Here is a 22,614-nt window from a genome sequence, read left to right on the forward strand (position 1 = left end):
GCGGGCTCTGTGCGGCTGACCTTGTCGTAGAGCGCCGCCAAGGTAACCGGCAGATCATCCATCTGGCGTGCAGCGGCATGTAAGGAAGGCCGTAAGCCTAATGAAACAAGGGACATCAGCTCAACGATGGTCGAAAACAAAAGCTCACGCGGGTACTGGCGTTGACGATGCTCCTCGAACACCTGATCGACCCACTCGGCCGGGATGGCCTGCTCCAGCGCCAACTTGGCCATGACACTGGCCGGTGCCTTTTTTTCAAACCGCGCTAAGACTTCTTCCCACATCGTTTCGTCATCCTGGACCGTAGATGGGAGAGAGTTTAAACGAAGACCTTGAAAGGGCTGGTTGTAAGAACGAAACCATAAGCGGCCGTTACCGCAGGAATGGATATGTACACCAGTAAAAGATAGGTCGGCTGTCAGGCCGCCTTCGCGGGCAAGCCATTTCCCACAGTAGATCTGTGTACATCCGCGAGAGCCAGGTCGGCTGCCAGGCCGCCTTCGCGAGCAAGCTCGCTCCCACAATGAATCCGGGTACATCCGCCAACCTCTTTACTCAAGCTTTACGCTTCACTGACCGCCGCTGACTTTGATCCAGGTAATCTGCACTCATCCGGACTCACCGGGAACCGAGACAAGGAGATACACCATGCGCAAGACTCTTATCGCTCTGATGTTCGCTGCTGCCCTGCCGACCGTTGCCATGGCCATGCCAGAAGGCTCAGGCCCGATGGGTCCGATGGACGGCCCGCGTCACGGTCAGCACGGCCAGCACGGTAAAGGCCCTTACAGCGAACTGGACCTGAGCCGCGAACAGCGCCAGCAGATCGGCAAGTTGATGGGCGAGCAAATGCGTGCGCGTCACCAGTTGATCGACACCTACCTGGAAAAACTCCCGGCAGCCGAGCAGAAAGCCCTGAAAGATGAGTTGGCGGCCAAACACCAGAAAACCGAAAGCGAAATTCGCGGCCTGCTCAAGCCTGAACAACAGAAGGAATTCGACGCGATTCAGAAAAAACACGCTGAGCGTCGCGCCGAATGGGCCGAGTTCAAAGCCTGGAAAGCGCAACAACCTAAAAAAGCGCAATAATGCGTTAGCGTTCACCCCCAGCCCAATGGTCCCCCGCCGTTGGGCTTCTTTGTTTGAGGACTTCCCGTGCGTTCATTGTTCTGGCGCATCCTTGCCAGTTTCTGGTTGGCCATTGCCCTGGTTGCCGGGCTGTCGATTTTACTTGGGCACATGCTCAATCAGGACGCCTGGATCCTCAGCCGACATCCCGGCCTCAATACCCTGGCCGAAGAGTGGACACAAACCTTCGAGGCCCAGGGCGAAGACGCTGCCCAGGACATTCTCGAGCAGCGCAAACGCCAGTATCACATCGACGTTCAGGTGCTCAACGAAAGCGGTGACCCACTGGTACGTGGCACCTTTCCGCAGCGCGCCGCGGCCTTCGAAGCGCGGCGCAACAATGATGACCGGCGCCTGCCATGGCGGCGTCTGACCGCCGAATACACCAGCCCGAAAACCGGCGAAACCTACCTGTTGATCTACCGCATTGCCCATCCTGAACTGGATGCCTGGCACCGCGAAAGCCTGCTCTGGCCCCTCAGTGCCCTGGGAATCGCGCTGGTGGTATTGACCCTGTTCAGTTTGTTGGTGACCTTTTCCATCACTCGACCGCTCAGCCGTTTGCGCGGCGCGGTGCACGACCTGGGGCAAACCACCTATCAACAAAACAGTCTGGCGCAACTGGCCAACCGTCGCGACGAGTTCGGGGTCCTGGCCAACGACTTCAACCGCATGGGCGCACGCCTGCAAAGCCTGATCGGCAGCCAGCGGCAATTGCTGCGCGATGTGTCCCACGAACTGCGCTCACCTTTGGCCCGACTGCGTATCGCCCTGGCCCTGGCTGAGCGTGCCGGCCCCGAAGAGCGGGAAAAACTCTGGCCACGACTGACCCGCGAGTGTGATCGCCTGGAAGCCTTGATCAGTGAAATCCTGGTGCTGGCTCGGGTCGACGCCGACAACGCCAGCGCTGAAGAGATCGATCTCAACGGGCTGCTGAACAACCTGCAGAAAGACGCCCTGCTCAACTCGGCCGAGCAAAACGTCAGGCTCGAAGCCGAATCACAGCTGAGCCTCAAGGGTTGGCCAACGATGATAGAACGGGCCCTGGATAATCTGCTGCGCAATGCTCAGCGCTTCAACCCGGCGGGGCAGCCGATTGAAATGCTGGCATTGCGGCAGGGGGAAAGGATTGTCATCAGCGTGCGCGATCATGGCCCGGGGGTTGAGGCTGAACATCTGAGCCAATTGGCCGAACCCTTCTACCGCGCCCCCGGACAGACCGCCCCAGGCCATGGCCTGGGGCTGGCCATCGCTCGCCGGGCGGCGGAACGGCACGGCGGCAGCCTGATATTGGCCAACCATCCGGAAGGTGGATTTATTGCCAGCCTGGATTTGCCACTGGAGCCTGGGGCTGTGGTTCAACCTTAAGCTATTTGGTGCGCCCAAAAAGATCGCAGCCTGCGGCAGCTCCTACACGGATCGCGTACACCATTGCGGGGTGTACGCAGGACCTGTAGGAGCTGCCGCAGGCTGCGATCTTTTGATCTTCAGACCTTGCCCGACCATCCACTGACAAACTCGGCCACATCCACCTTCGGTGCCGTGCGCGGTTCATTCAGCGGCGTACCCAGGTACAGGAACGCAATCACCTGTTCGTCCTCGGCCAACCCCAAGCCTTTGGCCACATGCGGGGTGTAGGATAATTCGCCGGTCCGCCACACTGCACCAATACCCTGGGCATAAGCGGCCAGCAAGATGCCATGGGCTGCACAGCCGGCAGACAGCAATTGCTCGGACTTCGGCACCTTGGGGTGATCCTGCAAGCGCGCAATGACCACCACCACCAGCGGTGAGCGCATCGGCATGGCGCGGGCCTTGTCCAGCGCGGCCTGGGGTACTTCGCCACCTTGCAGTTGCGCCGCTTCGGCTAGTAATTCACCCATTTGCTCGCGGGCCGCACCTTCTACTGTCAAAAAGCGATAGGGCCGCAGCTGACCGTGATCCGGAGCCCGCAGAGCCGCCGCAAACAGCACCTCCCGTTGCGCCGCAGTGGGCGCCGGGTCGAGCACACGCGGCACGGAAACACGGTTGAGCAAAGCGTCGAGAGCCTGCATCGGCCACCTCCTGAAAAAAATGTCCGGGTATTCTAGAGCCTGTACGGCTAGTTCGTTAGCTCAAATTCGGATGCCAGAAGCCCAGAGCCAAGGCGCCGTGACGAGTCATAGCCCGCTATGGCGAGGAACGGCAACGCAGGATATGGGCTTCTGGCGCCGAAGTTGGGCTAACAGAACTAGCCACACAGGCTCTCCAGGCCTGTACGGCTAGTTCGTTAGCTCAAATTCGGATGCCAGAAGTCCAGAGCCAAGGCGCCGTGACGAGTCATAGCCCGCTATGGCGAGGAACGGCAACGCAGGGTATGGGCTTCTGGCGCCGAAGTTGGGCTAACAGAACTAGCCACACAGGCTCTCCAGGCCTGTACGGCTAGTTTCGTTAGCTCAAATTCGGATGCCAGAAGTCCAGAGCCAAGGCGCTGTGACGAGTCATAGCCCGCTATGGCGAGGAACAGCAACGCAGGATATGGGCTTCTGGCGCCGAAGTTGACTAACAGAACTAGCCACACAGGCCCCTGGCTTTAACTGTGCGGACGGTGCCGGTTTACATGCCCTGCGCCGCAGGTAGAATGGCGCCCTTCCCTTATCAGCCCGAGCGGACTTCATGGCGTTGCCGACCTTACGGATCATTGGTTTCATTATCGGCATCTTCCTGATCACTCTGGCCATCAGCATGGTCGTGCCCATGGCGACGCTGGTGATTTTCGAACGCACCGGCGATCTACCGTCGTTTCTCTGGGCCAGCATGATCACTTTTATCGCCGGGCTGGCACTGGTGATCCCCGGGCGTCCCGAGCACGTACACCTGCGCCCGCGGGACATGTACCTGCTCACGGTGAGCAGCTGGCTGGTGGTCTGCGTGTTTGCCGCGTTGCCGTTTCTGCTGACCCAGCACATCAGTTACACCGACTCGTTTTTCGAAAGCATGTCCGGCATCACTGCCACCGGGGCCACTGTGCTCAGCGGTCTGGACACCATGTCTCCGGGGATCCTGATGTGGCGCTCCTTGCTGCACTGGCTCGGCGGGATCGGCTTTATCGGCATGGCGGTAGCGATTCTGCCGCTGCTGCGAATCGGTGGCATGCGCCTGTTCCAGACCGAATCCTCGGACCGCTCCGAGAAAGTCATGCCACGCTCGCACATGGTGGCCCGCCTGATCGTGGGTTCCTACGTCGGCATCACCATCCTCGGCAGCCTGGCGTTCTGGTGGGCCGGGATGAGCCTGTTCGACGCGATCAACCACGCGATGTCAGCCATTTCCACCGGGGGTTTCTCGACCTCCGACCTGTCTCTGGCCAAGTGGCCGGAGCCGGCGGTGCATTGGGTCGCGGTCGTCGTCATGATTCTCGGCGCCCTGCCGTTCACCCTGTATGTGGCCACGTTGCGCGGCAACCGTCGGGCGCTGATCAAGGATGAACAGGTCCAGGGACTGCTCGGCATGTTGCTGCTGACCTGGCTGGTGCTAGGCACCTGGTACTGGTGGACCACCCAACTGCATTGGCTGGAAGCCTTGCGTCACGTGGCGCTGAACGTGACCTCGGTGGTCACTACCACCGGCTTTGCCTTGGGCGACTACAGCCTGTGGGGCAACTTCTCACTGATGTTGTTCTTCTATCTGGGCTTTATCGGTGGCTGTTCGGGTTCGACCGCCGGCGGGATCAAGATCTTCCGCTTTCAGGTCGCCTACATCCTGCTCAAGGCCAACCTTAATCAGCTGATCCATCCGCGAGCGGTGATTAAACAGAAGTACAACGGGCACCGGCTCGACGAGGAAATCGTCCGCTCGATCCTGACCTTCTCGTTCTTCTTCGCCATCACCATCTGCGTGATCGCACTGTTGCTGTCGCTGCTCGGCGTCGACTGGATGACCGCCCTGACCGGCGCCGCCAGTGCGGTTTCCGGGGTCGGCCCGGGGTTGGGCGAGACCATCGGCCCGGCCGGCAACTTCTCCACCCTGCCGGATGCCGCCAAGTGGATTCTGTCGTTGGGCATGCTGCTCGGCCGCCTGGAGATCATTACGGTGTTCGTTCTGTGTATTCCAGCGTTCTGGCGTCATTGAGCACAGTCGGCGTCCCCAGCAGCCGCGCCCGGTATTCGCCGGGCGTGGCATCGAACCAGCGCCGAAAGGCCCGGAAGAAGTTGCTCGGATCGGCAAAACCCAGCAGATAGGCGATTTCCAGCAGGGTCATGGCAGGCTGCGCGAGGTACTGCTCGGCCAGTTCGCGGCGGGTGTCATCGAGCAGCGCCTGGAAGCTGGTGCCCTCCTCCTGCAATCGTCGTTGCAAGGTGCGCTGGGACAGGTGCAGGGTCTGGGCGACGGTGTCACGCTTGGGCTCGCCCTGTGGCAGCAAGCGACACAACACCTGCCGCGCCTGGTGGGTCACGCGACTTTCCGAGAATCGCGCCAGATACTCCCCGGCAAACCGGTCGTGCAATAGGGCCATCGCCTCATTGGCGGTGGGCAACGGTGCTTCCATGTCCGCACGCTCGAAAATCAGCGCATCGTAAGGCGCGTCAAACACCAAGGGTGCATGGAAGGCTTGTTTATAGGGCTCGGGATTGACCGGTTGCGCGCCCTGGAGCAGCACCTTGCGCGGCTGCAGATTACGTCCGGTCAACCATCCGCATAACGCCAGGGCACATGCCAGCGAGGCCTCGGCACTCTGCCGGGTCGGCGGCAGATGGTCGCCATGCACCGTCAGAATCAGCGCATAACCTTCAGGCAGAAGACGAAAGCTCAAGTCAGCGCTTTCGGCGATGATCCGTTGATAGCGCACCAATCGCTCAAAACCTTCGGCCAGGGTCCGACTGGACATCAAGGCATAACCGGCGACGTGAAAGGACGCCGGGCGTACCACCTTGCCCATGTTCAAGCCAATGGCCGGGTTACCCGACAGCTCCACGGCAAGCTGCCACAGGCGTGTCATCGAGTCCTGAGGAAAGCGTGCATCCGGATCATCCAGAGCGTCATAGTCGAGTCGCAGCTGCTTGAACATTGCCCGGCAATCCAGGCCGTCCATTTCCAGTGCCTTGACAATCCCCATCGCCCAGCTTGCAGAAGTCGTTCTTTCGCTCATGGCGTCTTCTTAAATGATGAGCCGCATCCGACGGCCGATTTTCGAAGGATACAAAAGTGGCGTCTATTGTCACTGGCTGTAGCCACTGATGACTCTAGACTTAAATAAACTTCCCGCAGCACATTCGGTCATCAGAACAATAATCACAGAGATTGCAGTCGTGGATAACATCAAGCGTTTCAACAGCTTCTCCGAGTTCTATCCTTACTATTTAAGTGAGCACAGCAACAGCACCTGTCGTCGGTTGCACTTCATCGGTACCAGTCTGGTCATTCTGATTCTCGCCGTGGCCATTGCCAAAGGGGCCTGGCTGCTATTGTGGGCACTGCCCCTGGCCGGTTACAGCTTCGCCTGGGTCGGGCATTTCTTCTTTGAGAAGAACCGCCCGGCCACCTTCCAGCATCCGCTTTACAGCCTGCTCGGCGACTTCGTCATGTACCGCGACATGATCCTCGGCAAAGTAGCCTTCTAGGCTCGCCGGGTCATCACCCCGTCCCGTGCAGCCAGTGCGGGATTGGATCCAGGGTTTACACTGCAGAACGTCCCGTGAAAAAAACAAGAGGATTGCGGATGAATGCCAGTGCGCGCTTCACTCATATGCAGGATGGCACGCAGGAAGACTGGGCGATCATTGCCAAAGACTTCAGTGCCTATGCCCGGCAACTGCCGGCGAGAATCGTCACGCATCTGAAGTTGCTCGAGGGGGATTTCGGCGGCTTCCCGGTGGATCGTCTGACCCACTCTCTGCAAACCGCCAGCCGCGCCTGGCGCGATGGGCGTGACGAAGAATATGTGGTCTGCGCCCTGCTCCATGATATCGGCGACACCCTCGGTTCCTACAATCACCCGGACATCGCCGCGGCGATCCTCAAGCCTTTTGTCAGCGCCGAAAACCTCTGGATGGTGGAAAAGCACGGGATTTTCCAGGGCTATTACTTCTTCCATTACCTGGGGATGGACCGGCATCTGCGCGAGCAATTCGGCCAACACCCACAGTACCGGCAGACCATCGAATTCTGCGCCAGGTACGACGCTGCCGCCTTTGATCCGAGCTACGACACCCTGCCCCTGAGCTTCTTCGAACCGATGATGGAGCGTTTGTTTGCCCAGCCGAAGAATTCGATTTACAAGGAGGCGATGGAACAGCATTCGCCGGCCTGAGGATTGTGTGAAGCAGGGAAACCGTTAAAAGATCGCAGCCTTCGGCAGCTCCTACAGGGGATCGCATTCCAGCGTAGGAGCTGCCGCAGGCTGCGATCTTTTCGGGTTCACACCGGCTGCGCAACCTTCACCAACTCCGCCTTCAATTGCGCTTCCCGCGCCTGGGCATCGGCCAGCCGATACAACTCGATCGAGCCATCCCAGTGCTCGATCAACGCGGTGCATGACTCCACCCAGTCCCCGCAGTTGAGGTAATCCACCTCACCGACCTTGCGGATTTCGGCATGGTGAATATGCCCGCAGACCACCCCGTGCAGGCCGCGCCTGGTGCATTCGTGGGCGATGGCCTCTTCAAAGTCGCTGATAAAACTGACCGCGGTTTTGACCTTGCGCTTGAGGTAGGCCGACAACGACCAATAACCGTAGCCATACCGCGCGCGCCAGTGATTTAACCAGCGGTTAAGAGTCAGGCTGAACTCGTAGGCCGAGTCGCCGAGAAACGCCAGCCAGCGGTGATAACGAGTGATCACATCAAACTGGTCACCGTGGATCACCAGCAAATGCCGGCCATCGGCGGTGATATGGATGGCCTCGTCGACCAGCTGGATATTGCCCAGGATCAGCTTCGAATAGCGTCGCAGGAATTCATCGTGATTGCCGGTGACATAGATCACCTCGGTACCGCGCTTGCTCATGGTCAGCAATCGCCGAATCACGTTGCTGTGCGCCTGGGGCCAGTACATGCCGCTACGCAGCTTCCAGCCATCGATGATGTCGCCGACCAGATAGACCCGGTCCGCGTGATAGCCCTTGAGAAAGTGTGCCAAGTGCTCCGCCTGGCAATCCCGGGTTCCGAGATGCACATCGGAAATCCACAGTGTGCGCACGCGTTGCTTACGGCTGGGTCGGGTGAGCTCAGCGCTGGTCATGGGCAAACCTCTGCGGTATTTTCAGCGAGCTTGCGCCACGGCGATTAATAGCCCATGACACTAATGCGGCAGCCTGATGACAGCGAACGCCTTGGCGGTGCCGGTGTAGAATGCCGGTCTGCCAAGGAGACTGCGATGAGACCGATCCTCACGCTACGCCAATACAGCCACGACTTGATCGTCCACAGCCATGAACACGCGCAACTGGTGTTCGGCCTGTCGGGCCAGCTCGACTTCGAGGTCGATGGCCGCGGCAGCCAGGTGGTGCAACAGAGTTTCGTGGTGGTCCCGGCAGACGCCCACCACGCCTGTGGCAGCCCGAACGGCAGCCGCTGCCTGGTGCTGGATGTGCCCAGCGATCACTGGGTCATCCACTCCTTGGGCGAGCACGCCGATGCCAGTCGCCGCCTGCTCGACAATCCGGGTCGGCAGCCATTGAATGCCGGGCAAAGCCAACTGGTCAGCTGGCTGGCCGGCAGCCCGGTGAATGACCCGCTGATCGCTCAGCAGGGTGCCGTGCTGTTACTGGCCAGCCTCAATGATGCTGCGCCGAACAGCGTCGGCGGTCGACGCTTGCCCTATGCCGCGCTGAACGCGCATATCGATCAATACGCCGCCTACCCGTTGCAAGTCGCCGACCTCGCCCGGGTCGCCGGTCTCTCCAGCGCACGCCTGCACGCACGCTTTATCGCCGAATGCGGCCAGACGCCAATGGACTATATCCGCAGTCGGCGGCTGCACATCGCCGTGAGACTGTTGCGCGAATCCGCGCTGCCCATCGGCGAAGTCGCCAACAGAGTCGGCTACAGCTCCCAGAGCGCGTTCGCTGCAGCGGTGCTGCGCGAGTTCGGCGCCTCGCCCGGCACATTGCGCCGCGAGTCTTGAGACAAAAGACGCGAGGATCGCGACAGACGCACGTGAGAAGGACGGTCATCGTGTAGGAGCTGCCGCAGGCTGCGATCTTTTGATCTTGATCTGCGGTGATCCCGAAAAAGATCGCAGCCTGCGGCAGCTCCTACGGGGACGGGGTTTATCGTTGATAACGTCGTCTGCCATGCTCAATTCGTTTATCAAGGATTGCAATGACTCCGCGTACCGCCCTTGGCGCCCTGCATATCGGCGCACTGATGTTCGGCCTGACCGGTGTGTTCGGCAAACTCGCCGCCGCCTCGCCAGCCGTTATCGTGTTTGGCCGTGCCGCCTTCGCGGTGGTCGCGCTGGCGTTCTTCGCACGTTTTGCCAGCCGCACTGGCTGGCAACAACTGCAGGCCACTGACTGGCGCCGTCTGCTGCTCAGCGGCCTGTTATTGGCCGGGCACTGGGTGAGCTTCTTCATCGCGGTGAAAGTGGCCGGCGTGGCGATCGCGACCCTGGGCTTTGCCAGCTTCCCGGCGTTTACCGTGATCCTCGAAGGACTGGTTTTCCGCGAACGAATCCGCGCCAACGAGATCCTGCTGGTGGTGCTGGTGAGTGTCGGCCTGGTGCTGGTCACCCCGGACTTCGACCTCGCCAGCGAGGCCACCTGCGGTTTGCTCTGGGCCGTGGGTTCGGGCTTGCTGTTCGCCCTGCTGTCGCTGACCAACCGCGCGAGCTCCGGACGGATTCCGCCAGTCCAGGCCGCGCTGTGCCAGAACGTCGTGGTCGCCGTGTGTCTGCTGCCGGTCGCCGCACCGCAGCTGAGCGAAGTCCGCGCCATCGACTGGCTGTGGATAAGTTTGCTTGGGGTGTTCTGTACCGGTCTGGCCCACAGCCTGTTCGTCGCCAGCCTGGCGGTGATCAAGGCGCGCACTGCGGCGGTCGTCTTTGCCCTGGAGCCGGTCTACGGGATTAGCGTCGCCTGGCTGCTGTTCGGTGAAAATCCGACCATGCGCATGTTGCTCGGCGGCGCCTTGATCATCGTTGCCATCGTGGTATCCAGCAGCCTGGGCACTCCCGGCAAAAAAACCCCGCAGACCGCTTCAGCCCACTGAGGACTCATACCTGGCGTGAAGCGATGACCACCGGTGGAAACTGGCACAAGAACATTACCCACCTATACTGCGGTTATCCGCAACAGTTTGCCGTCGTTTTACGGATACAGACTGCTCGATACAGCGGCATTATTCCTTGAAGTAGCTGGATGCGAGTTGTCATCCAATCAATGCGCTAAAGGAATACAGCATGGAAATCATCAGCCTGATCATTCAGATCATCAGCGGTGTAGTCGGCGGCAATGTGGCCGGCATGAGTAAACAAAGCATGGGACCGCTGCTCAACTCCATCTTTGGTGGTATCGGCGGGATTGTTCTCGGGCAAGTGCTAGCCGCACTGACCGGCGAACCCGCTGCCGCAACCGGTGGTGCACTGGATCTTCCTTCCATCATCAGCAGCGTCGGCGGCGGTGGTGCTGGCGGTGCGATCCTGATGTTTATTGCCGGATTGATTAAATCCAAACTAGGCGCCAGATAAGCTTCGAGCAGAAGCTTGTCAGTGCCTGTGCCGAGGATAAGTTGAGGGGCAAGTCGGGGTCATCCGCGAATCGTGACCTGGATATTGTCCTTCAACTTTTTTTTGCGCTGGTGCCCTGTCAATCAACCTGGGACTGACCGCGGTCGTTATGCCCGAGGTCGCGTTGCGGGTCGATCTGATCGCGAACCCGTTGCTTGAGTACCTTGGCCTCGGGAAAGCCACCGTCGGCCTTGCGCTCCCAGATTTGCACGCCGTCGCAGGCGATGTGAAAAATCCCGCCCGTTCCAGGCACCAGGGAGACTTTACCCAGATCGTCGCCAAAGGTACTGAGCAACTCCTGGGCCAGCCAGGCGGCGCGCAACAGCCATTGGCATTGCGTGCAGTAGGTGATGACGACTTCCGCTTTGTTACCAGTCATGATGCGCTGAACTCCCGAGCTTGATGGCGTCGCTATAATAGCCGCCATTATCGCCGGCCCGAGACTGAAGATGCGCCGCCTGTTGTCCTGCCTGTTGCTGTGCCTGTGCCCGTTGCTCGTGCAAGCGGCCGAAACGCCTCGACCGAATATCGGCCTGGTGCTGTCCGGTGGCGCGGCTCGCGGGCTGGCGCATATCGGCGTGCTCAAGGCCCTGGAAGAACAAGGGGTGAAAATCGACGCCATCGCCGGCACCAGCATGGGCGCGGTGATCGGCGGGCTCTACGCTTCTGGCTACAAGATCGACGAGCTGGAGAAATTGGCGCTGAGCATCAACTGGCAGCAAGCGCTGTCCGATGCCCCGCCCCGGCGGGACGTGCCGTTCCGGCGCAAACAGGATGACCGCGACTTTCTGGTGAAACAGAAGTTGAGCTTTCGCGATGACGGCAGTCTCGGCTTGCCACTGGGGGTGATCCAGGGGCAGAACCTCGCCTTGCTGCTGGAAAGCATGCTGGCACACACCAGTGACACCCGCGACTTCGACAAACTGCCAATCCCCTTCCGTGCCGTCGCCACCGACATCGCCAGCGGCGAAAAAGTGGTGTTCCGCAAGGGCCACCTGCCCCAGGTGATTCGCGCAAGCGTGTCGATTCCGGCGGTGTTCGCACCGGTGGAACTCAACGGACGCTTGCTGGTGGACGGCGGCATGACCGACAACATCCCGCTGGATGTGGCTCGGGAGATGGGCGTCGATATCGCCATCGTAGTCGACATCGGTACCACATTGAGCCCCCGCAATCAGCTGACCACCGTGGTCGATGTACTGAACCAGTCGATCACCCTGATGACCCGTCGCAACTCCGAAGAACAATTGGCCACCTTGCACCCGGATGACGTGCTGATCCAACCGTCGCTGGCCAGCTTCGGCGTCGCCGACTTCGGCCGCACCCGGGAAATGATCGACGCCGGTTACCGCGCCACGCGCATCCTCGATGCGCGACTGTCCCGCCTGCGCCCGGACGAACCGGTCGATGCGCAGCTGGCCGCGGCCCGGACTCCCGGCCAGCGCACACCGGTCATTACCGCAATCAAGGTCGAAAACGACTCGAAAGTCGCTGACGAGGTGATCCGCTATTACATCCGCCAGCACATCGGTGAGCCGCTGGACCTGGATCGCCTGCAGACCGACATGGGCACCCTGTATGGCCTGGACTACTTCGATCAGGTGCAATACCGGGTGGTGCACAAGGGCCAGGACCATAGCCTGGTGATCAATGCACATGGCAAACGCAGTGGTACCGATTACCTGCGCCTGGGGATCAATCTGTCCGACGACCTGCGGGGTGACAGCGCCTTCAATCTCGGCGCCAGCTATCGGGTCAATGGCATCAACCGTCTTGGCGCCGAATGGCTGACCCGGGCGCAGATCGGCGATCAACAGGAACTGTACAGCGAGTTCTATCAACCTCTGGACGTCGGTTCGCGCTATTTCATCGCCCCTAATGCCGCGATCGAATCGCAAAACGTCGAAACCATCCTGGACAACGACCCAATAGCCCAGTATCGCCTCGAGCGTTATGGCTTCGGCCTGAACGTCGGACGCCAGATCGGCAACAGCGGGGAGATTCGCTTCGGCGTCGGCGAGGCCTGGGGCAAGGCTAAAGTGCGTATCGGCGACCAGGAGCTGCCCAGCGAGAGCTTCAACGAGGGTTTCTATGAGCTCAAGTACTCATTCGACACACTGGACAATGTGTACTTCCCCCACGCAGGGGAAGACATTGGCCTGACATTGCGTCAGTTCGAACCGCAACTGGGCTCCGACAAACGCTACCGGCAATGGGAATTCAAACTGGACAAAGCCTTGAGCAGCGGACCGGACACCTTCATCCTCGGTGGGCGTTTCGGGCGCACGCTGGATGAAGCCGACGTGGTGACTTCGAGCTTCCTGCTCGGTGGCGCTCGGCAGCTCTCGGGTTTCCGCCAGGATGCGATCTCCGGGCAGAACATCAGCCTGGCCCGCGCCGTTTACTACCGGCGCCTGACCCCACGCTCCTATCTGCCGCTGGATTTCCCGCTGTACATCGGCGGCTCACTCGAGCGCGGCCGGGCCTGGAACAACGACAACCAGTTCGACAGCGGATACATCAACGCCGCCAGCATCTTCCTCGGGTTCGATACGCCGCTGGGACCGTTGAGCTTCAGCTATGGGTTGAATGATGACGATCAGCAGGCGCTTTACCTGAATCTGGGGCAGACGTTCTAACACCGAGTTGCCCCAAAAAAGATCGCAGCCTGCGGCAGCTCCTACGGGTATTGCGTACACCCGTTATTTCAAAGGGGCACCGGCTCGGCGTAGGAGCTGCCGCAGGCTGCGATCTTTTGGGGCGACCCAATAGGCCTATGGTCTCAACCCATTCTCGCCAACAAATTACGCGCGGTCCGGCGTTGGGGCTCGTCGCCTTCTTCAAGCAACTCAATGAGCAAACGACTGGCGCTGTCCAGGTCACCGTCGTCGATACAACCCTGCGCCTGCTGCAATTTACCGGCACCGTCCTGCTCAAGTTCCAGCGTATCGAAATCCACCGACAACGGCTCGATCTCCAACGCTAGCGGGGTACTGGCGAAACTGTCGAGAAAGGCTTCGTCCAGCGCATCCGTTTCCGACGTAGAAGCTGGTTCAGGCTCGCTGAAGTCACTCAGAAACGGCTCGTCAGACATCTCGAATACTTCAGGCAGTTCATTCAAATTCGAGTTAAAAAGCGGGTCGAAGTCGGGTGTCGTATGGGTGACCGAGGTGGGGCGTACCGACGGCGTGGCGTCGAACGGGCTGACCAGATTCCAGTCCGAGTCTATCGACAGGTCATCCAGGTTCAGCTGGAACTCATCCAGTGCGGCACTGACGGGTACTGCCGCCACCGAGGCCGCCAAAACCTGGGGTGCGCCTCCCGAAGCGCTCGACAGTTTCGCAAAGCGCTGGCGAATGTCTTGCAGGGCTTCTTCGTCGACTCCTGACTCGCGCAATCGGCTTTCCTGCTCGGCATACGCTGCAACCGCGCCTTGTTGCCCGAGAACCTCCAGCAATCGCAGGCCCAGGTCGAGTCGTTCCGGCTCCTTGAGCAGCGCCTCGCGCAAGATCCCCACGGCTTCGTCAAGGCGGCCATAGGCAAGGTAGAGCCGGACCCCTTCAAGGACATCGGACGCTTGGGTGGGTGCCTTGCGCGGTGCAACCCGCTGACCGGTTTGATCATCAGCCGCTTGTGCTTCCTGGGGCTCCACTCGACTGACAACCGGCTCAGGGGCCACCGGCGGCAGAGGCAGCGGCTCGGGTAGCGTTTGAGTGTGAGAGCGCTGACGGCGCACCCAGAATGCGACGATCAACAGCAACAACAGCAGCACCAGACCCGCCATCAGCCAAAAGTTCGATCCTCCGGTCTCATCGGACTCGGCAACAGGCGGCATGTTTACTGGCGCCGGTGCGACAGGTGCAGCAGCACTGGCAGGGGGTGCCTGAACTTCGGCCAATCGGGTTTGCAGGTCAACGATTACTTTTTTTCCGGCAACGATTTCCTCATCCTGAGTCGCAAGCCTGGCCTGCTGCTCAGCGACGGTCGCTTGCAGGTGCTGGTTCTCCAGCACGCTGCTGGCCAACTGCTCGGCGGTGAGTGCCTGCTGCTGCGCCGCTGCCAAGGCAATTGCTTGTGCGTCGTCTGGCTTTGCCGGCACCGCCGTTGCTGCTTTGCGGGGAGCTTGCGCGGATGACTGGGGATTGGCAGGCGACACCGGCGCAAGATTGCTTGCGGGCTTGCTCCTGGGTTCGATTCCCGGTGAACCGGGTGGGTCGATCAATACCGTGTATTCGCGCAGCGAACGCCCGCCGGGCTGGTTCACTTGCACCAGGAAATTCAGGAAAGGCTCAGTGACCGGCTTGTTCGAGACCACCCGAATCACGCTGCGGTTGCCTTGCAGGATCGGGGTGAACCGCAAGTCATTGAGAAAGAACACCCGCTCGACACCGGCGCGACCGAATTCCTCGGCCGTCGCCAGGCTCACGGACATTTCGCCTTCGCTCAACTCCCCAGGCTCCAGCAGGGCGATCTCGGCATCGAGGGGCTGGGTCAAGGCCGAGCGCAGCGTGATCTCGCCCAACCCCAACGCCGGGACCAGGGCCGAGTAACCCAAGGCACTGGCAGCCAGCAAGAGCGAAGGCAGGGTGAACAGCCAGGGCGTTTTTCTGGAGGAGTGGTATCTGCCGCAACAGTGCAACGCAGACTGCAAACTTCGGAGCATAGGCATCCCTTGGGTAACCGAAACCAACTGGAAAGCGCTCACGCGTCCTGCACGAGCACACGGTAGATCTGGTATGTCGTCTGCCAACCGCTGAACTTTAACAATCTGCAGGGGGTCATGCCTCAGGATTTCTCCAGGTTGGCCAGAATGTGCCCATGTACCCGCATGCAGATGCGCAAGTCTTCTTCGTCGACACCTTGGAACAACTCATGACGCAACGCGGTGGCGATGGTTTCGATCTGTTCGATCAATGGCCGGGCCGGCGCGCAAAGGACGATTTTTTTCGCCCGACGATCCTCCAGAACCGATTGACGTTGCACCAGGCCCTGGGACTCCAGGCTGTCGAGCAAACGCGCCAGGGTCGGACCTTCGACACCCACGCTTTGGGCCAGCTCACGTTGGGTCGGCGCTTCTTCAAAACGTGCCAGATGCAGCAGCACCAGCCAACGAGCCTGGGACAAGCCAAGCCCGGCCAGACGGCGATCCAGTTCAGCACGCCAGCCTCGAGACATCTGTGCCAACTGCATGCCAAAACGGTGTTGATCGGTGAACGGCATAAAACACTCATGATTAGACTGAAATAGAGAAAAACTAATTATTAGCCAGCTAAGCATGACCCTTGGCGCGAGGCAAGGCTTGCTATGTACTGAATCGTTACATCACCCAATCGATCTCTCAAATCTCGAATTCCGCCTGCAAGGCCGCGCGCACGCAGTAGAGGACGCCCTCGGGAACCCGCCCGAAAAACAGCGGGATGATTTCTGCCACAGGGGGTAGTTCGCCCTCCGCATCGAGGAACGCGTCCTGAATTTCACTGAGCAGGTCTTCCGGCAGATCCAGCGCCTGCTCCAGTGACAACTGCTGCTTGGCAATGGCCTCGGCGAGCAAGGTATAGACGTTTTTCTCCGAACACTGCAGCTGGCCGGCGATCTGCATCGGCGTCATGCCGGCGCGGGCCAGGGTAATCAGTTCGTGGCGAATATCGGCGACCACTTTCGGGGTCTCGGCCTGGCCGCCCAGTACTTCGAGGAAGGCCTCGCCGTAACGCTCCAGTTTGCGCGCACCGACGCCGCTGACCTTGGCCATTTCCGGCAAGGAACCGGGCTGGCTGCGGAGCATTTCCAGCAAGGTCGAATCGGGAAAGATCACATAAGGCGGCACGCCATGCTCCTGGGCCAGTTTGCGGCGCAGGGCACGCAAGGCTTCCCATTGCTCGCGCTCTTCGCCGCGAACCAGCTGGCTGGCCTGACTGGTGCTGCTTTTCGCGGTGGTTTGCGGTTTCAAGTCGCGACGCAGCTCCAGGGTGACTTCGCCTTTGAGCAATGGCCGGCAACTGTCGCTCAAGCGCAGGCCGCCATAGCCTTCCAGGTCGACGTCGGCCAGACCACGAGCGACCAGTTGGCGGAACAGTGAGCGCCATTCGCCCTCGGCCCGTGCCTTGCCGACCCCAAACACCGAAAGATGTTGATGGCCGATGCTGCGCACTTTTTCGTTGTCTTTGCCTAGCAGCACATCCACCAGATGCCCGACGCCATACCGCTGGCCGGTGCGGAAGATCGCCGAAAGGGCCTGCCGTGCAGGCTCGGTGGCGTCCCAGGTTTGCACGCCGTCGACGCAGTTGTCGCAGTGACCGCAAGGTTGCGGCATGTCTTCGTCGAAATACGCCAACAGGGTCTGGCGTCGGCAGCGGGTTTCTTCACAGAGCGCCAGCATGGCGTCGAGCTTGTGCTGCTCCAGACGCTTGTGGCGTTCATCGCCCTCGGATTTTTGCAGCATCTGCTTGAGCATCAGTACGTCTTGCAGGCCGTAGGCCATCCAGGCATCCGCGGGCAGACCGTCACGGCCGGAACGACCGGTTTCCTGATAATAGGCTTCAAGGGACTTGGGCAAGTCCAGATGCGCGACAAAACGTACGTTGGGTTTGTCGATCCCCATGCCGAAAGCAATGGTGGCGACCATGATCAGGCCTTCCTCATTGAGGAAGCGTTTCTGGTTGAAGGCCCGTGTTTCGTTGGGCAACCCGGCGTGGTACGCCAGCGCGGGATAACCTTGCTCACACAGGAAGGCGGCCACTTCATCGACTTTCTTGCGCGACAGGCAATAGACGATACCGGCATCGCTGCGCCGCTCCGACAGGAACGCCAGCAACTGCTTGCGCGGCTGCTCCTTGGGCACGATGCGGTAGAAAATGTTCGGGCGGTCGAAACTCGAGAGGAAACGCTCGGCGTCCTGCAAATGCAGGCGATTGACGATTTCCTCGCGGGTTCGCATATCCGCGGTAGCGGTCAGGGCGATGCGCGGCACATTGGGAAACAACTCCGCCAATTGCCCCAGTTGCAGGTATTCCGGACGGAAGTCATGGCCCCATTGAGAGACGCAGTGGGCTTCGTCGATGGCGAACAGGGCGATTTCCAGGCTCTGCAGGAACGCCAGCATCCGCGGCTGGACCAGACGTTCGGGGGCCAGATAGAGCATTTTCACTTCGCCACGCTTGATTCGCGTCGCCAGGTCGCGCTGCTGCTCGGCGCTCAGCGTGGAGTTCAGGGCGGCTGCGGCAACGCCCAGCTCTTCCAGGGTCGCGACCTGGTCGTCCATCAATGCGATCAACGGCGACACCACCACCGCCAAACCTTCGCGCAGCAGCGCCGGGACCTGGAAACACAAGGACTTGCCGCCGCCGGTAGGCATCAGCACCAGGGCGTCGCCACCACCGGCCACGCGCTCAATGATCGCACCCTGGCGGCCACGAAAACTGTCGTAGCCGAAGATGTCCTTGAGGACGCGCTGAGCCTGTTCGAGCATGAAAAACTCCCAATAGTGCCGTATATCCCTTTGTACAGGCTGGATGAAAAAGCCACGGTCTTCACGGAAAAAGTCGTAAGCGGAATTTTCCCGATTCCTCGCCACACCTGCAGGGCATTACAAAACGCGGCAGTATACCCGACGCCTTCCCGGCAAAGGGCGCCACTGACGAATAGCCGCCAGGCTCGACACATTCCTCGTAGCCCGGGCCGCGCCAGGGCCAGTTTTGAATGCAGGCAAATCTGCCCGGCGGCTGGCTTGAGCGCTCAAGAAGGCCTAGAATTCAGCATCGAATATTCCCAAGGTAGCCCTTTAATGTCCTTCGCTGAGCAACTAACCCGCCTGCAAGTCTTCCTCGACGCCGACGAGCTGCACGACGAGGCGCTGGACTACGTGGCCGCCCACGGCTATCTGACTGCGCTCTCGATCTGTTCCGAGGACGTTCCCGAGCGTGAGTGGATCGACGCGCTGTTCGCCGAAGAGCCGCATTACGCCGATGACGCCGAGCGTGAAGTGATCGAAGCCACCCTGGTGCTGCTCAAGGCCCACATCGCCCGGCAACTGGCGTCCGATGAAGAATTCGAGCTGCCGTGCGAACTGGAACTCGGCGAAGATCCGGACGACTCCGACCTGCGCGGCTGGTGCATCGGTTTCATGGAAGGCGTGTTCCTGCGTGAAGCGGCCTGGTTCGAAACCGCCGAGGACGAAGTCAGCGAAATGCTCCTGCCGATCATGGTTGGTTCCGGTCTGTTCGATGAACAGCCGGAATTTTCCGACATCGCCAGCGATGCCAACCTGATGGACGACATGATCGTGCAGATTCCTGAAGCCCTGACCGCGTTGTACCTGCTGTGCAATGCACCGGACGAAAAACCGGCGATTCTCAAGCCTCGTCACCACTGAGGCTGTGCCTATGGCGCAAAACCCCATAGGCAACCGCCCCCTGATAGTGCGTTACGTTCTGCTGGCCATCGGCTGGCTCAGCGTCGCACTGGGGGTGATCGGAATATTCATCCCGGTATTGCCCACCACCCCTTTCCTGCTGCTGGCGGCCGCCTGTTTCGCCCGCAGTTCGCCGCGCTTCTATCGATGGCTGGTCGAGCATCCACGGCTCGGCCCGTGGGTGCGTGACTACCTCGACGGCAACGGCATCCCGCTCAAGGGCAAGGTCTATGCCATCGGCGTGATGTGGCTGAGCATAGGCTTGTCCTGCCTGCTGGTGCCCCTGCCCTGGGCTCGCGGCATCATGCTGACCAGTGCGGTGCTGGTGACGATTTATATTCTGCGGCAGAAGACTTTGCACAGGTCTTGAGACGGGATCTTGTGGTGAAGGGGCTTGCACCAGTGCCAGTCAGTTACGAAAAACTCGCGCCGGACCCAAAACCTGTGGCGAGGGGGCTTGCCCCCGCTGGGGCGCGCAGCGGCCCTAAAACCTGCAAACGCATTGTATCAGGGACACCGCGCTCACCGATTTTACGACTGCTTCGCAGCCGAGCGGGGGCAAGCCCCCTCGCCACAGGTGTTCTCCACCCACCTCGCGCCAACCACAATCTGTCAGACCTTTCAGAAAACAGCGCCTAGACTTCAGACATCTGCACATGAGCAGCCAGACATGTCCGGCAGTCCGCGTAGTCCAGGATGGTCAACGCTCCGACTTCGGCTCGGCGGATGGCTGCTGGTATCGGGGTTTCTGCTGGTCGGCCTGGACAATGTCCGGGCGAACTGGAATTTTTCGCTGATCCTGCAAACCACCGAGCAACGCTATGGCGCCCTCGGCCCGGCCAAGGGGCGGGTCGAGGCCTGGAACCAGATGCTGCAAAGCGAAGCAGAACAATCGGAGCACGAGCAGCTTGGCGCCGTTAACAGTTTTTTCAATCAACAACTGAGCTTCCAGGACGATCCGCTTGTCTGGCATCAGATCGACTACTGGGCAACGCCCGTCGAATCACTGATCAAGGGTGCCGGTGACTGCGAAGACTACGCGCTGGCCAAATACTTCAGCCTGCGCCACCTAGGGGTTCTCAGCGAAAAACTGCGCATCACTTACGTCAAGGCACTGACCCGCAACCAGGCGCACATGGTGCTGACCTACTACGCCAGCCCCACTGCCGAGCCATTGGTGCTGGACAATCTGATCGACGAAATCCGTCCCGCGTCACAACGCAAAGACCTGCTGGCGGTGTACGCCTTCAACGCCGAAGGCCTGTACTTGCCTGGGGCAAATGGCGGTAAACGCAGCAGCGACTCGAAAAAACTCTCGCGCTGGCAGGACGTGCTGAAAAAGATGCAGGCCGAAGGCTTCAACATGGGTGAAGGCTAACGCCGCCAACGACAAGGAGCACTGCATGTCGCTACTCAAACAGTTGTTTCTCGCCATCTGCCTGTTCCTGCTGGTGGCGTTCAGCGGCAGTTTTTTTGTCGGTCTGGAGAGCTCGCGCGATCAGATGCTCGGCCAGTTGCGCTCTCACGCCCAGGATGCCGCCACCGCACTGGGGCTCTCGTTGACCTCACAAGTCGATGATCCGGCGATGATTGAGCTGATGGTCAGTTCGATCTTTGACAGCGGTTACTTCGCCAGCATCCGGGTGGTGAACATCGCCGATGAACAGCCCCTGGTGGAGCGCAGTCTGTCCACCGTTGCCGACGATATACCGGACTGGTTCGTGCAGCTGGTGAACTTGCGCCCGCAGGGTGGCGACGCGCTGATCATGCGCGGCTGGGAGCAAGCCGCGCGGGTCGAAGTGCTGAGCAATCCACAGTTCGCCCTGGCCAGACTTTGGGACAGCGCCCTCGGCAGCCTGGTCTGGTTGCTGCTGTGCGGGTTGCTCAGCGCAGTGTTTGGTGGCTGGTTGCTGCGCCGGCAGTTGCGCCCGCTCGATAGCATGGTTAATCAGGCCGAAGCCATCAGCAAGCGCGAGTTCCTCAGCCTGCCACAACTGCCCCGCACGCCGGAGCTCAAACGTGTGGTACTGGCCATGAATCAGATGGTCGAAAAACTTAAGGGGCTGTTTGCCGAAGAGGCCGCCCGCAGCGAAAAACTGCGGGCCGAGTCCTACCAGGACAGCCTCACCGGGCTGGCCAATCGGCGCCTGCTGGATGAACAGCTGACCGAGCAGTTATTGGTCACCGAACAGAGTAGCGCCGGTCACCTGTTGATGCTGCGAGTCAATGACCTGGCCGGTCTTAACCAGCGCCTGGGCGGCCAGCGTACCGATGACTTGATCAAGGCGATCGGCGAGTTGCTCAAACGCCTGACCCAGCAACTGGATCGCCGTCATTGGCTGGCCGCGCGCAACCGCGGCGGCGAATTCAGCCTGCTGGCCCCCGGTCTGGACAGCAAAGACGCCGCACGCTTGGCCGCCGAAATCAGCGCGACCCTGGAAAACCTGCGCCTTACCGGCGCCAGTGACAGCATGCCGGTGGCGCACCTGGGAATAGTCGCCTACCAGCCGGGTGAACTCGCTGGCACTGTGCTGCTGCGCCTCGATCAAGCGCTGACTCAGGCCCAGCGCCATCCGGAGCGACCCTGGGCCCATCTGGCGCACTTCAATGGCGCGCCGAGCCAGACTCAGCACGACTGGCGCAACTGGATTGATGACGCCCTCAGCCACGGCAAAATGCAGCTGTATTTCCAACCGGTGGTGCAGTGCGCCGATACCAGCCAGGTGTTGCACCACAAGGTGCTGGCCCGCCTGCTCGACCCCGAGGGCAAAGCCATTGCCGCCGGACACTTCCTGCCATGGATCGAGCGCCTGGGCTGGTCGGCGCGCTTCGACCTGGCGATGCTCGAACACACCCTCGACTACCTCGTCGAACATCCCTGGCCGCTGGCGCTGAGTCTTTCCGGCAGCACCTTGCGTGATGCAGCGCACCTGCACCAGATCCTGAGCATGCTCCATGCCCTCCCCGACCTCGCTCCCTTGCTGACCCTGGAAATCGACGAACGCGATCTGCCACCACCGTCCGAAATGCAGCAACTGAGCGAGAGCCTTCAAGCCAGCGGCTACCGGATCGGCCTGCAACATTTTGGCGGCAGCTTCAACCAGATCGGCAACCTCACCCTGCTGGGGCTGGCCTACCTGAAAATCGACAGCAGCTACATTCGCGACATTGACCAGCAGAGCGACAAACGCCTGTTTATCGAAGCGCTCTTTCGCGCCACCAACAGCATCGACCTGCCGCTGATTGCCGAGATGGTCGAGACCCAGGGAGAGCTGAAAGTGATCACGGAGCTGGGATTGTTTGGCGTGATGGGCCGATTGATCGGACCGCCGGAGCCGATGTAACCTCCCCTGTAGGAGCGAGCTTGCTCGCGA

The 22,614-nt window shown here is 60.5% G+C and carries 20 protein-coding genes and 1 pseudogene; 13 read left to right on the forward strand and 8 right to left on the reverse strand.

Annotated elements, in window-relative coordinates; translation table 11 throughout:
* Nucleotides 1-233, reverse strand: a pseudogene (locus F8N21_RS25775) (IS4 family transposase); the annotation flags it as partial.
* Between the two features lie 415 nt (nt 234-648).
* On the opposite strand from F8N21_RS25775, the gene F8N21_RS25780 reads away from it, so the two are divergent.
* Together F8N21_RS25780 and F8N21_RS25785 are read left to right on the forward strand one after the other, a co-directional pair.
* Complete coding sequence (locus F8N21_RS25780; protein WP_150644815.1) at nt 649-1,089, forward strand: Spy/CpxP family protein refolding chaperone; 441 nt, start codon at nt 649-651, stop codon at nt 1,087-1,089.
* 66 nt (nt 1,090-1,155) lie between these two features.
* Nucleotides 1,156-2,496: a sensor histidine kinase gene (locus F8N21_RS25785; RefSeq protein ID WP_150644816.1), complete on the forward strand. Its 1,341-nt coding sequence runs from the start codon at nt 1,156-1,158 to the stop codon at nt 2,494-2,496.
* A 119-nt stretch (nt 2,497-2,615) separates the two neighbouring features.
* Here the strand turns inward: F8N21_RS25785 and F8N21_RS25790 are convergent, their stop codons facing one another.
* Nucleotides 2,616-3,182, reverse strand: a complete 567-nt coding sequence (locus F8N21_RS25790; protein ID WP_150644817.1) for a nitroreductase family protein — start codon at nt 3,180-3,182, stop codon at nt 2,616-2,618.
* A gap of 601 nt (nt 3,183-3,783) precedes the next feature.
* On the opposite strand from F8N21_RS25790, the gene F8N21_RS25795 reads away from it, so the two are divergent.
* Nucleotides 3,784-5,238 carry a TrkH family potassium uptake protein gene (locus F8N21_RS25795; protein ID WP_150644818.1) on the forward strand — a complete coding sequence of 485 codons (1,455 nt, stop codon included), beginning with the start codon at nt 3,784-3,786 and terminating at the stop codon, nt 5,236-5,238.
* Here F8N21_RS25795 and F8N21_RS25800 read toward each other — a convergent pair.
* Entirely contained in the window at nt 5,195-6,256 is a 1,062-nt protein-coding gene (locus F8N21_RS25800) for an AraC family transcriptional regulator (RefSeq protein ID WP_150644819.1), read from the reverse strand. The two genes, F8N21_RS25795 and F8N21_RS25800, sit on opposite strands and share 44 nt — an antisense overlap.
* Before the next feature lie 160 nt (nt 6,257-6,416).
* Between F8N21_RS25800 and F8N21_RS25805 the strand changes: the two genes are divergently transcribed.
* The gene (locus tag F8N21_RS25805) at nt 6,417-6,728 is read left to right on the forward strand and encodes a DUF962 domain-containing protein (protein WP_150644820.1); all 312 of its coding nucleotides are present in this window, start codon (nt 6,417-6,419) and stop codon (nt 6,726-6,728) included.
* Between the two features lie 98 nt (nt 6,729-6,826).
* Complete coding sequence (locus tag F8N21_RS25810) at nt 6,827-7,417, forward strand: HD domain-containing protein (RefSeq protein ID WP_150644821.1); 591 nt, start codon at nt 6,827-6,829, stop codon at nt 7,415-7,417.
* A 107-nt stretch (nt 7,418-7,524) separates the two neighbouring features.
* Here the strand turns inward: F8N21_RS25810 and F8N21_RS25815 are convergent, their stop codons facing one another.
* Complete coding sequence (locus tag F8N21_RS25815; protein ID WP_150644822.1) at nt 7,525-8,346, reverse strand: UDP-2,3-diacylglucosamine diphosphatase; 822 nt, start codon at nt 8,344-8,346, stop codon at nt 7,525-7,527.
* Nucleotides 8,347-8,481: 135 nt separating this feature from the next.
* On the opposite strand from F8N21_RS25815, the gene F8N21_RS25820 reads away from it, so the two are divergent.
* The 3 genes from F8N21_RS25820 (at nt 8,482) to F8N21_RS25830 (ending at nt 10,794) form a co-directional block, all read left to right on the forward strand.
* Nucleotides 8,482-9,231, forward strand: coding sequence for a helix-turn-helix transcriptional regulator (locus F8N21_RS25820; protein WP_150644823.1), 750 nt, complete (start codon nt 8,482-8,484; stop codon nt 9,229-9,231).
* A gap of 197 nt (nt 9,232-9,428) precedes the next feature.
* A complete protein-coding gene (locus F8N21_RS25825; RefSeq protein WP_150644824.1) occupies nt 9,429-10,316 on the forward strand; it encodes a DMT family transporter in 888 nt (295 codons plus the stop codon).
* Between the two features lie 190 nt (nt 10,317-10,506).
* The gene (locus F8N21_RS25830) at nt 10,507-10,794 is read left to right on the forward strand and encodes a hypothetical protein (protein WP_150644825.1); all 288 of its coding nucleotides are present in this window, start codon (nt 10,507-10,509) and stop codon (nt 10,792-10,794) included.
* Between the two features lie 118 nt (nt 10,795-10,912).
* On the opposite strand, the gene F8N21_RS25835 is transcribed toward F8N21_RS25830, so the two are convergent.
* The gene (locus F8N21_RS25835) at nt 10,913-11,212 is read right to left on the reverse strand and encodes a SelT/SelW/SelH family protein (protein WP_150644826.1); all 300 of its coding nucleotides are present in this window, start codon (nt 11,210-11,212) and stop codon (nt 10,913-10,915) included.
* 70 nt (nt 11,213-11,282) lie between these two features.
* Between F8N21_RS25835 and F8N21_RS25840 the strand changes: the two genes are divergently transcribed.
* The gene (locus F8N21_RS25840; RefSeq protein ID WP_150644827.1) at nt 11,283-13,472 is read left to right on the forward strand and encodes a patatin-like phospholipase family protein; all 2,190 of its coding nucleotides are present in this window, start codon (nt 11,283-11,285) and stop codon (nt 13,470-13,472) included.
* 143 nt (nt 13,473-13,615) lie between these two features.
* Here the strand turns inward: F8N21_RS25840 and F8N21_RS25845 are convergent, their stop codons facing one another.
* The 3 genes from F8N21_RS25845 to recQ form a co-directional block, all read right to left on the reverse strand.
* Complete coding sequence (locus tag F8N21_RS25845; protein ID WP_150644828.1) at nt 13,616-15,496, reverse strand: FimV/HubP family polar landmark protein; 1,881 nt, start codon at nt 15,494-15,496, stop codon at nt 13,616-13,618.
* 122 nt (nt 15,497-15,618) lie between these two features.
* A complete protein-coding gene (locus F8N21_RS25850) occupies nt 15,619-16,053 on the reverse strand; it encodes a MarR family transcriptional regulator (protein ID WP_150644829.1) in 435 nt (144 codons plus the stop codon).
* Between the two features lie 118 nt (nt 16,054-16,171).
* The gene (recQ, locus tag F8N21_RS25855; RefSeq protein WP_150644830.1) at nt 16,172-18,298 is read right to left on the reverse strand and encodes a DNA helicase RecQ; all 2,127 of its coding nucleotides are present in this window, start codon (nt 18,296-18,298) and stop codon (nt 16,172-16,174) included.
* Nucleotides 18,299-18,613: 315 nt separating this feature from the next.
* Here recQ and F8N21_RS25860 point away from each other — a divergent pair, with 315 nt between their 5' ends.
* The 4 genes from F8N21_RS25860 to lapD all read left to right on the forward strand — a co-directional run bounded on the left by F8N21_RS25860 (nt 18,614) and on the right by lapD (nt 22,584).
* On the forward strand, nt 18,614-19,201 hold the full coding sequence (locus F8N21_RS25860; protein ID WP_150644831.1) for a YecA family protein: 588 nt from the start codon (nt 18,614-18,616) through the stop codon (nt 19,199-19,201).
* A gap of 10 nt (nt 19,202-19,211) precedes the next feature.
* The gene (locus F8N21_RS25865; protein ID WP_150644832.1) at nt 19,212-19,610 is read left to right on the forward strand and encodes a YbaN family protein; all 399 of its coding nucleotides are present in this window, start codon (nt 19,212-19,214) and stop codon (nt 19,608-19,610) included.
* Between the two features lie 300 nt (nt 19,611-19,910).
* Complete coding sequence (gene lapG / locus F8N21_RS25870; protein WP_150644833.1) at nt 19,911-20,618, forward strand: cysteine protease LapG; 708 nt, start codon at nt 19,911-19,913, stop codon at nt 20,616-20,618.
* Nucleotides 20,619-20,643: 25 nt separating this feature from the next.
* A complete protein-coding gene (lapD, locus tag F8N21_RS25875; RefSeq protein ID WP_150644834.1) occupies nt 20,644-22,584 on the forward strand; it encodes a cyclic di-GMP receptor LapD in 1,941 nt (646 codons plus the stop codon).
* Nucleotides 22,585-22,614 lie beyond the last annotated feature (30 nt).

Origin of the sequence: Pseudomonas fluorescens (assembly GCF_902497895.1) — a bacterium.
GTDB classification, from domain to species: domain Bacteria; phylum Pseudomonadota; class Gammaproteobacteria; order Pseudomonadales; family Pseudomonadaceae; genus Aquipseudomonas; species Aquipseudomonas fluorescens_BP.

Bases quoted from the DNA above. Each gene is read 5' to 3' on its own strand.
- F8N21_RS25810 (WP_150644821.1), top strand. From the start codon at position 6,827: ATGAATGCCAGTGCGCGCTTCACTCATATGCAGGATGGCACGCAGGAA.
- F8N21_RS25825 (WP_150644824.1), top strand. From the start codon at position 9,429: ATGACTCCGCGTACCGCCCTTGGCGCCCTGCATATCGGCGCACTGATG.
- lapG (WP_150644833.1), top strand. From the start codon at position 19,911: ATGTCCGGCAGTCCGCGTAGTCCAGGATGGTCAACGCTCCGACTTCGG.
- F8N21_RS25860 (WP_150644831.1), top strand. From the start codon at position 18,614: ATGTCCTTCGCTGAGCAACTAACCCGCCTGCAAGTCTTCCTCGACGCC.
- recQ (WP_150644830.1), bottom strand. From the start codon at position 18,298: ATGCTCGAACAGGCTCAGCGCGTCCTCAAGGACATCTTCGGCTACGAC.
- F8N21_RS25815 (WP_150644822.1), bottom strand. From the start codon at position 8,346: ATGACCAGCGCTGAGCTCACCCGACCCAGCCGTAAGCAACGCGTGCGC.
- F8N21_RS25865 (WP_150644832.1), top strand. From the start codon at position 19,212: ATGGCGCAAAACCCCATAGGCAACCGCCCCCTGATAGTGCGTTACGTT.
- lapD (WP_150644834.1), top strand. From the start codon at position 20,644: ATGTCGCTACTCAAACAGTTGTTTCTCGCCATCTGCCTGTTCCTGCTG.
- F8N21_RS25800 (WP_150644819.1), bottom strand. From the start codon at position 6,256: ATGAGCGAAAGAACGACTTCTGCAAGCTGGGCGATGGGGATTGTCAAG.
- F8N21_RS25790 (WP_150644817.1), bottom strand. From the start codon at position 3,182: ATGCAGGCTCTCGACGCTTTGCTCAACCGTGTTTCCGTGCCGCGTGTG.
- F8N21_RS25830 (WP_150644825.1), top strand. From the start codon at position 10,507: ATGGAAATCATCAGCCTGATCATTCAGATCATCAGCGGTGTAGTCGGC.
- F8N21_RS25820 (WP_150644823.1), top strand. From the start codon at position 8,482: ATGAGACCGATCCTCACGCTACGCCAATACAGCCACGACTTGATCGTC.
- F8N21_RS25845 (WP_150644828.1), bottom strand. From the start codon at position 15,496: ATGCTCCGAAGTTTGCAGTCTGCGTTGCACTGTTGCGGCAGATACCAC.
- F8N21_RS25795 (WP_150644818.1), top strand. From the start codon at position 3,784: ATGGCGTTGCCGACCTTACGGATCATTGGTTTCATTATCGGCATCTTC.
- F8N21_RS25840 (WP_150644827.1), top strand. From the start codon at position 11,283: ATGCGCCGCCTGTTGTCCTGCCTGTTGCTGTGCCTGTGCCCGTTGCTC.
- F8N21_RS25850 (WP_150644829.1), bottom strand. From the start codon at position 16,053: ATGCCGTTCACCGATCAACACCGTTTTGGCATGCAGTTGGCACAGATG.
- F8N21_RS25780 (WP_150644815.1), top strand. From the start codon at position 649: ATGCGCAAGACTCTTATCGCTCTGATGTTCGCTGCTGCCCTGCCGACC.
- F8N21_RS25835 (WP_150644826.1), bottom strand. From the start codon at position 11,212: ATGACTGGTAACAAAGCGGAAGTCGTCATCACCTACTGCACGCAATGC.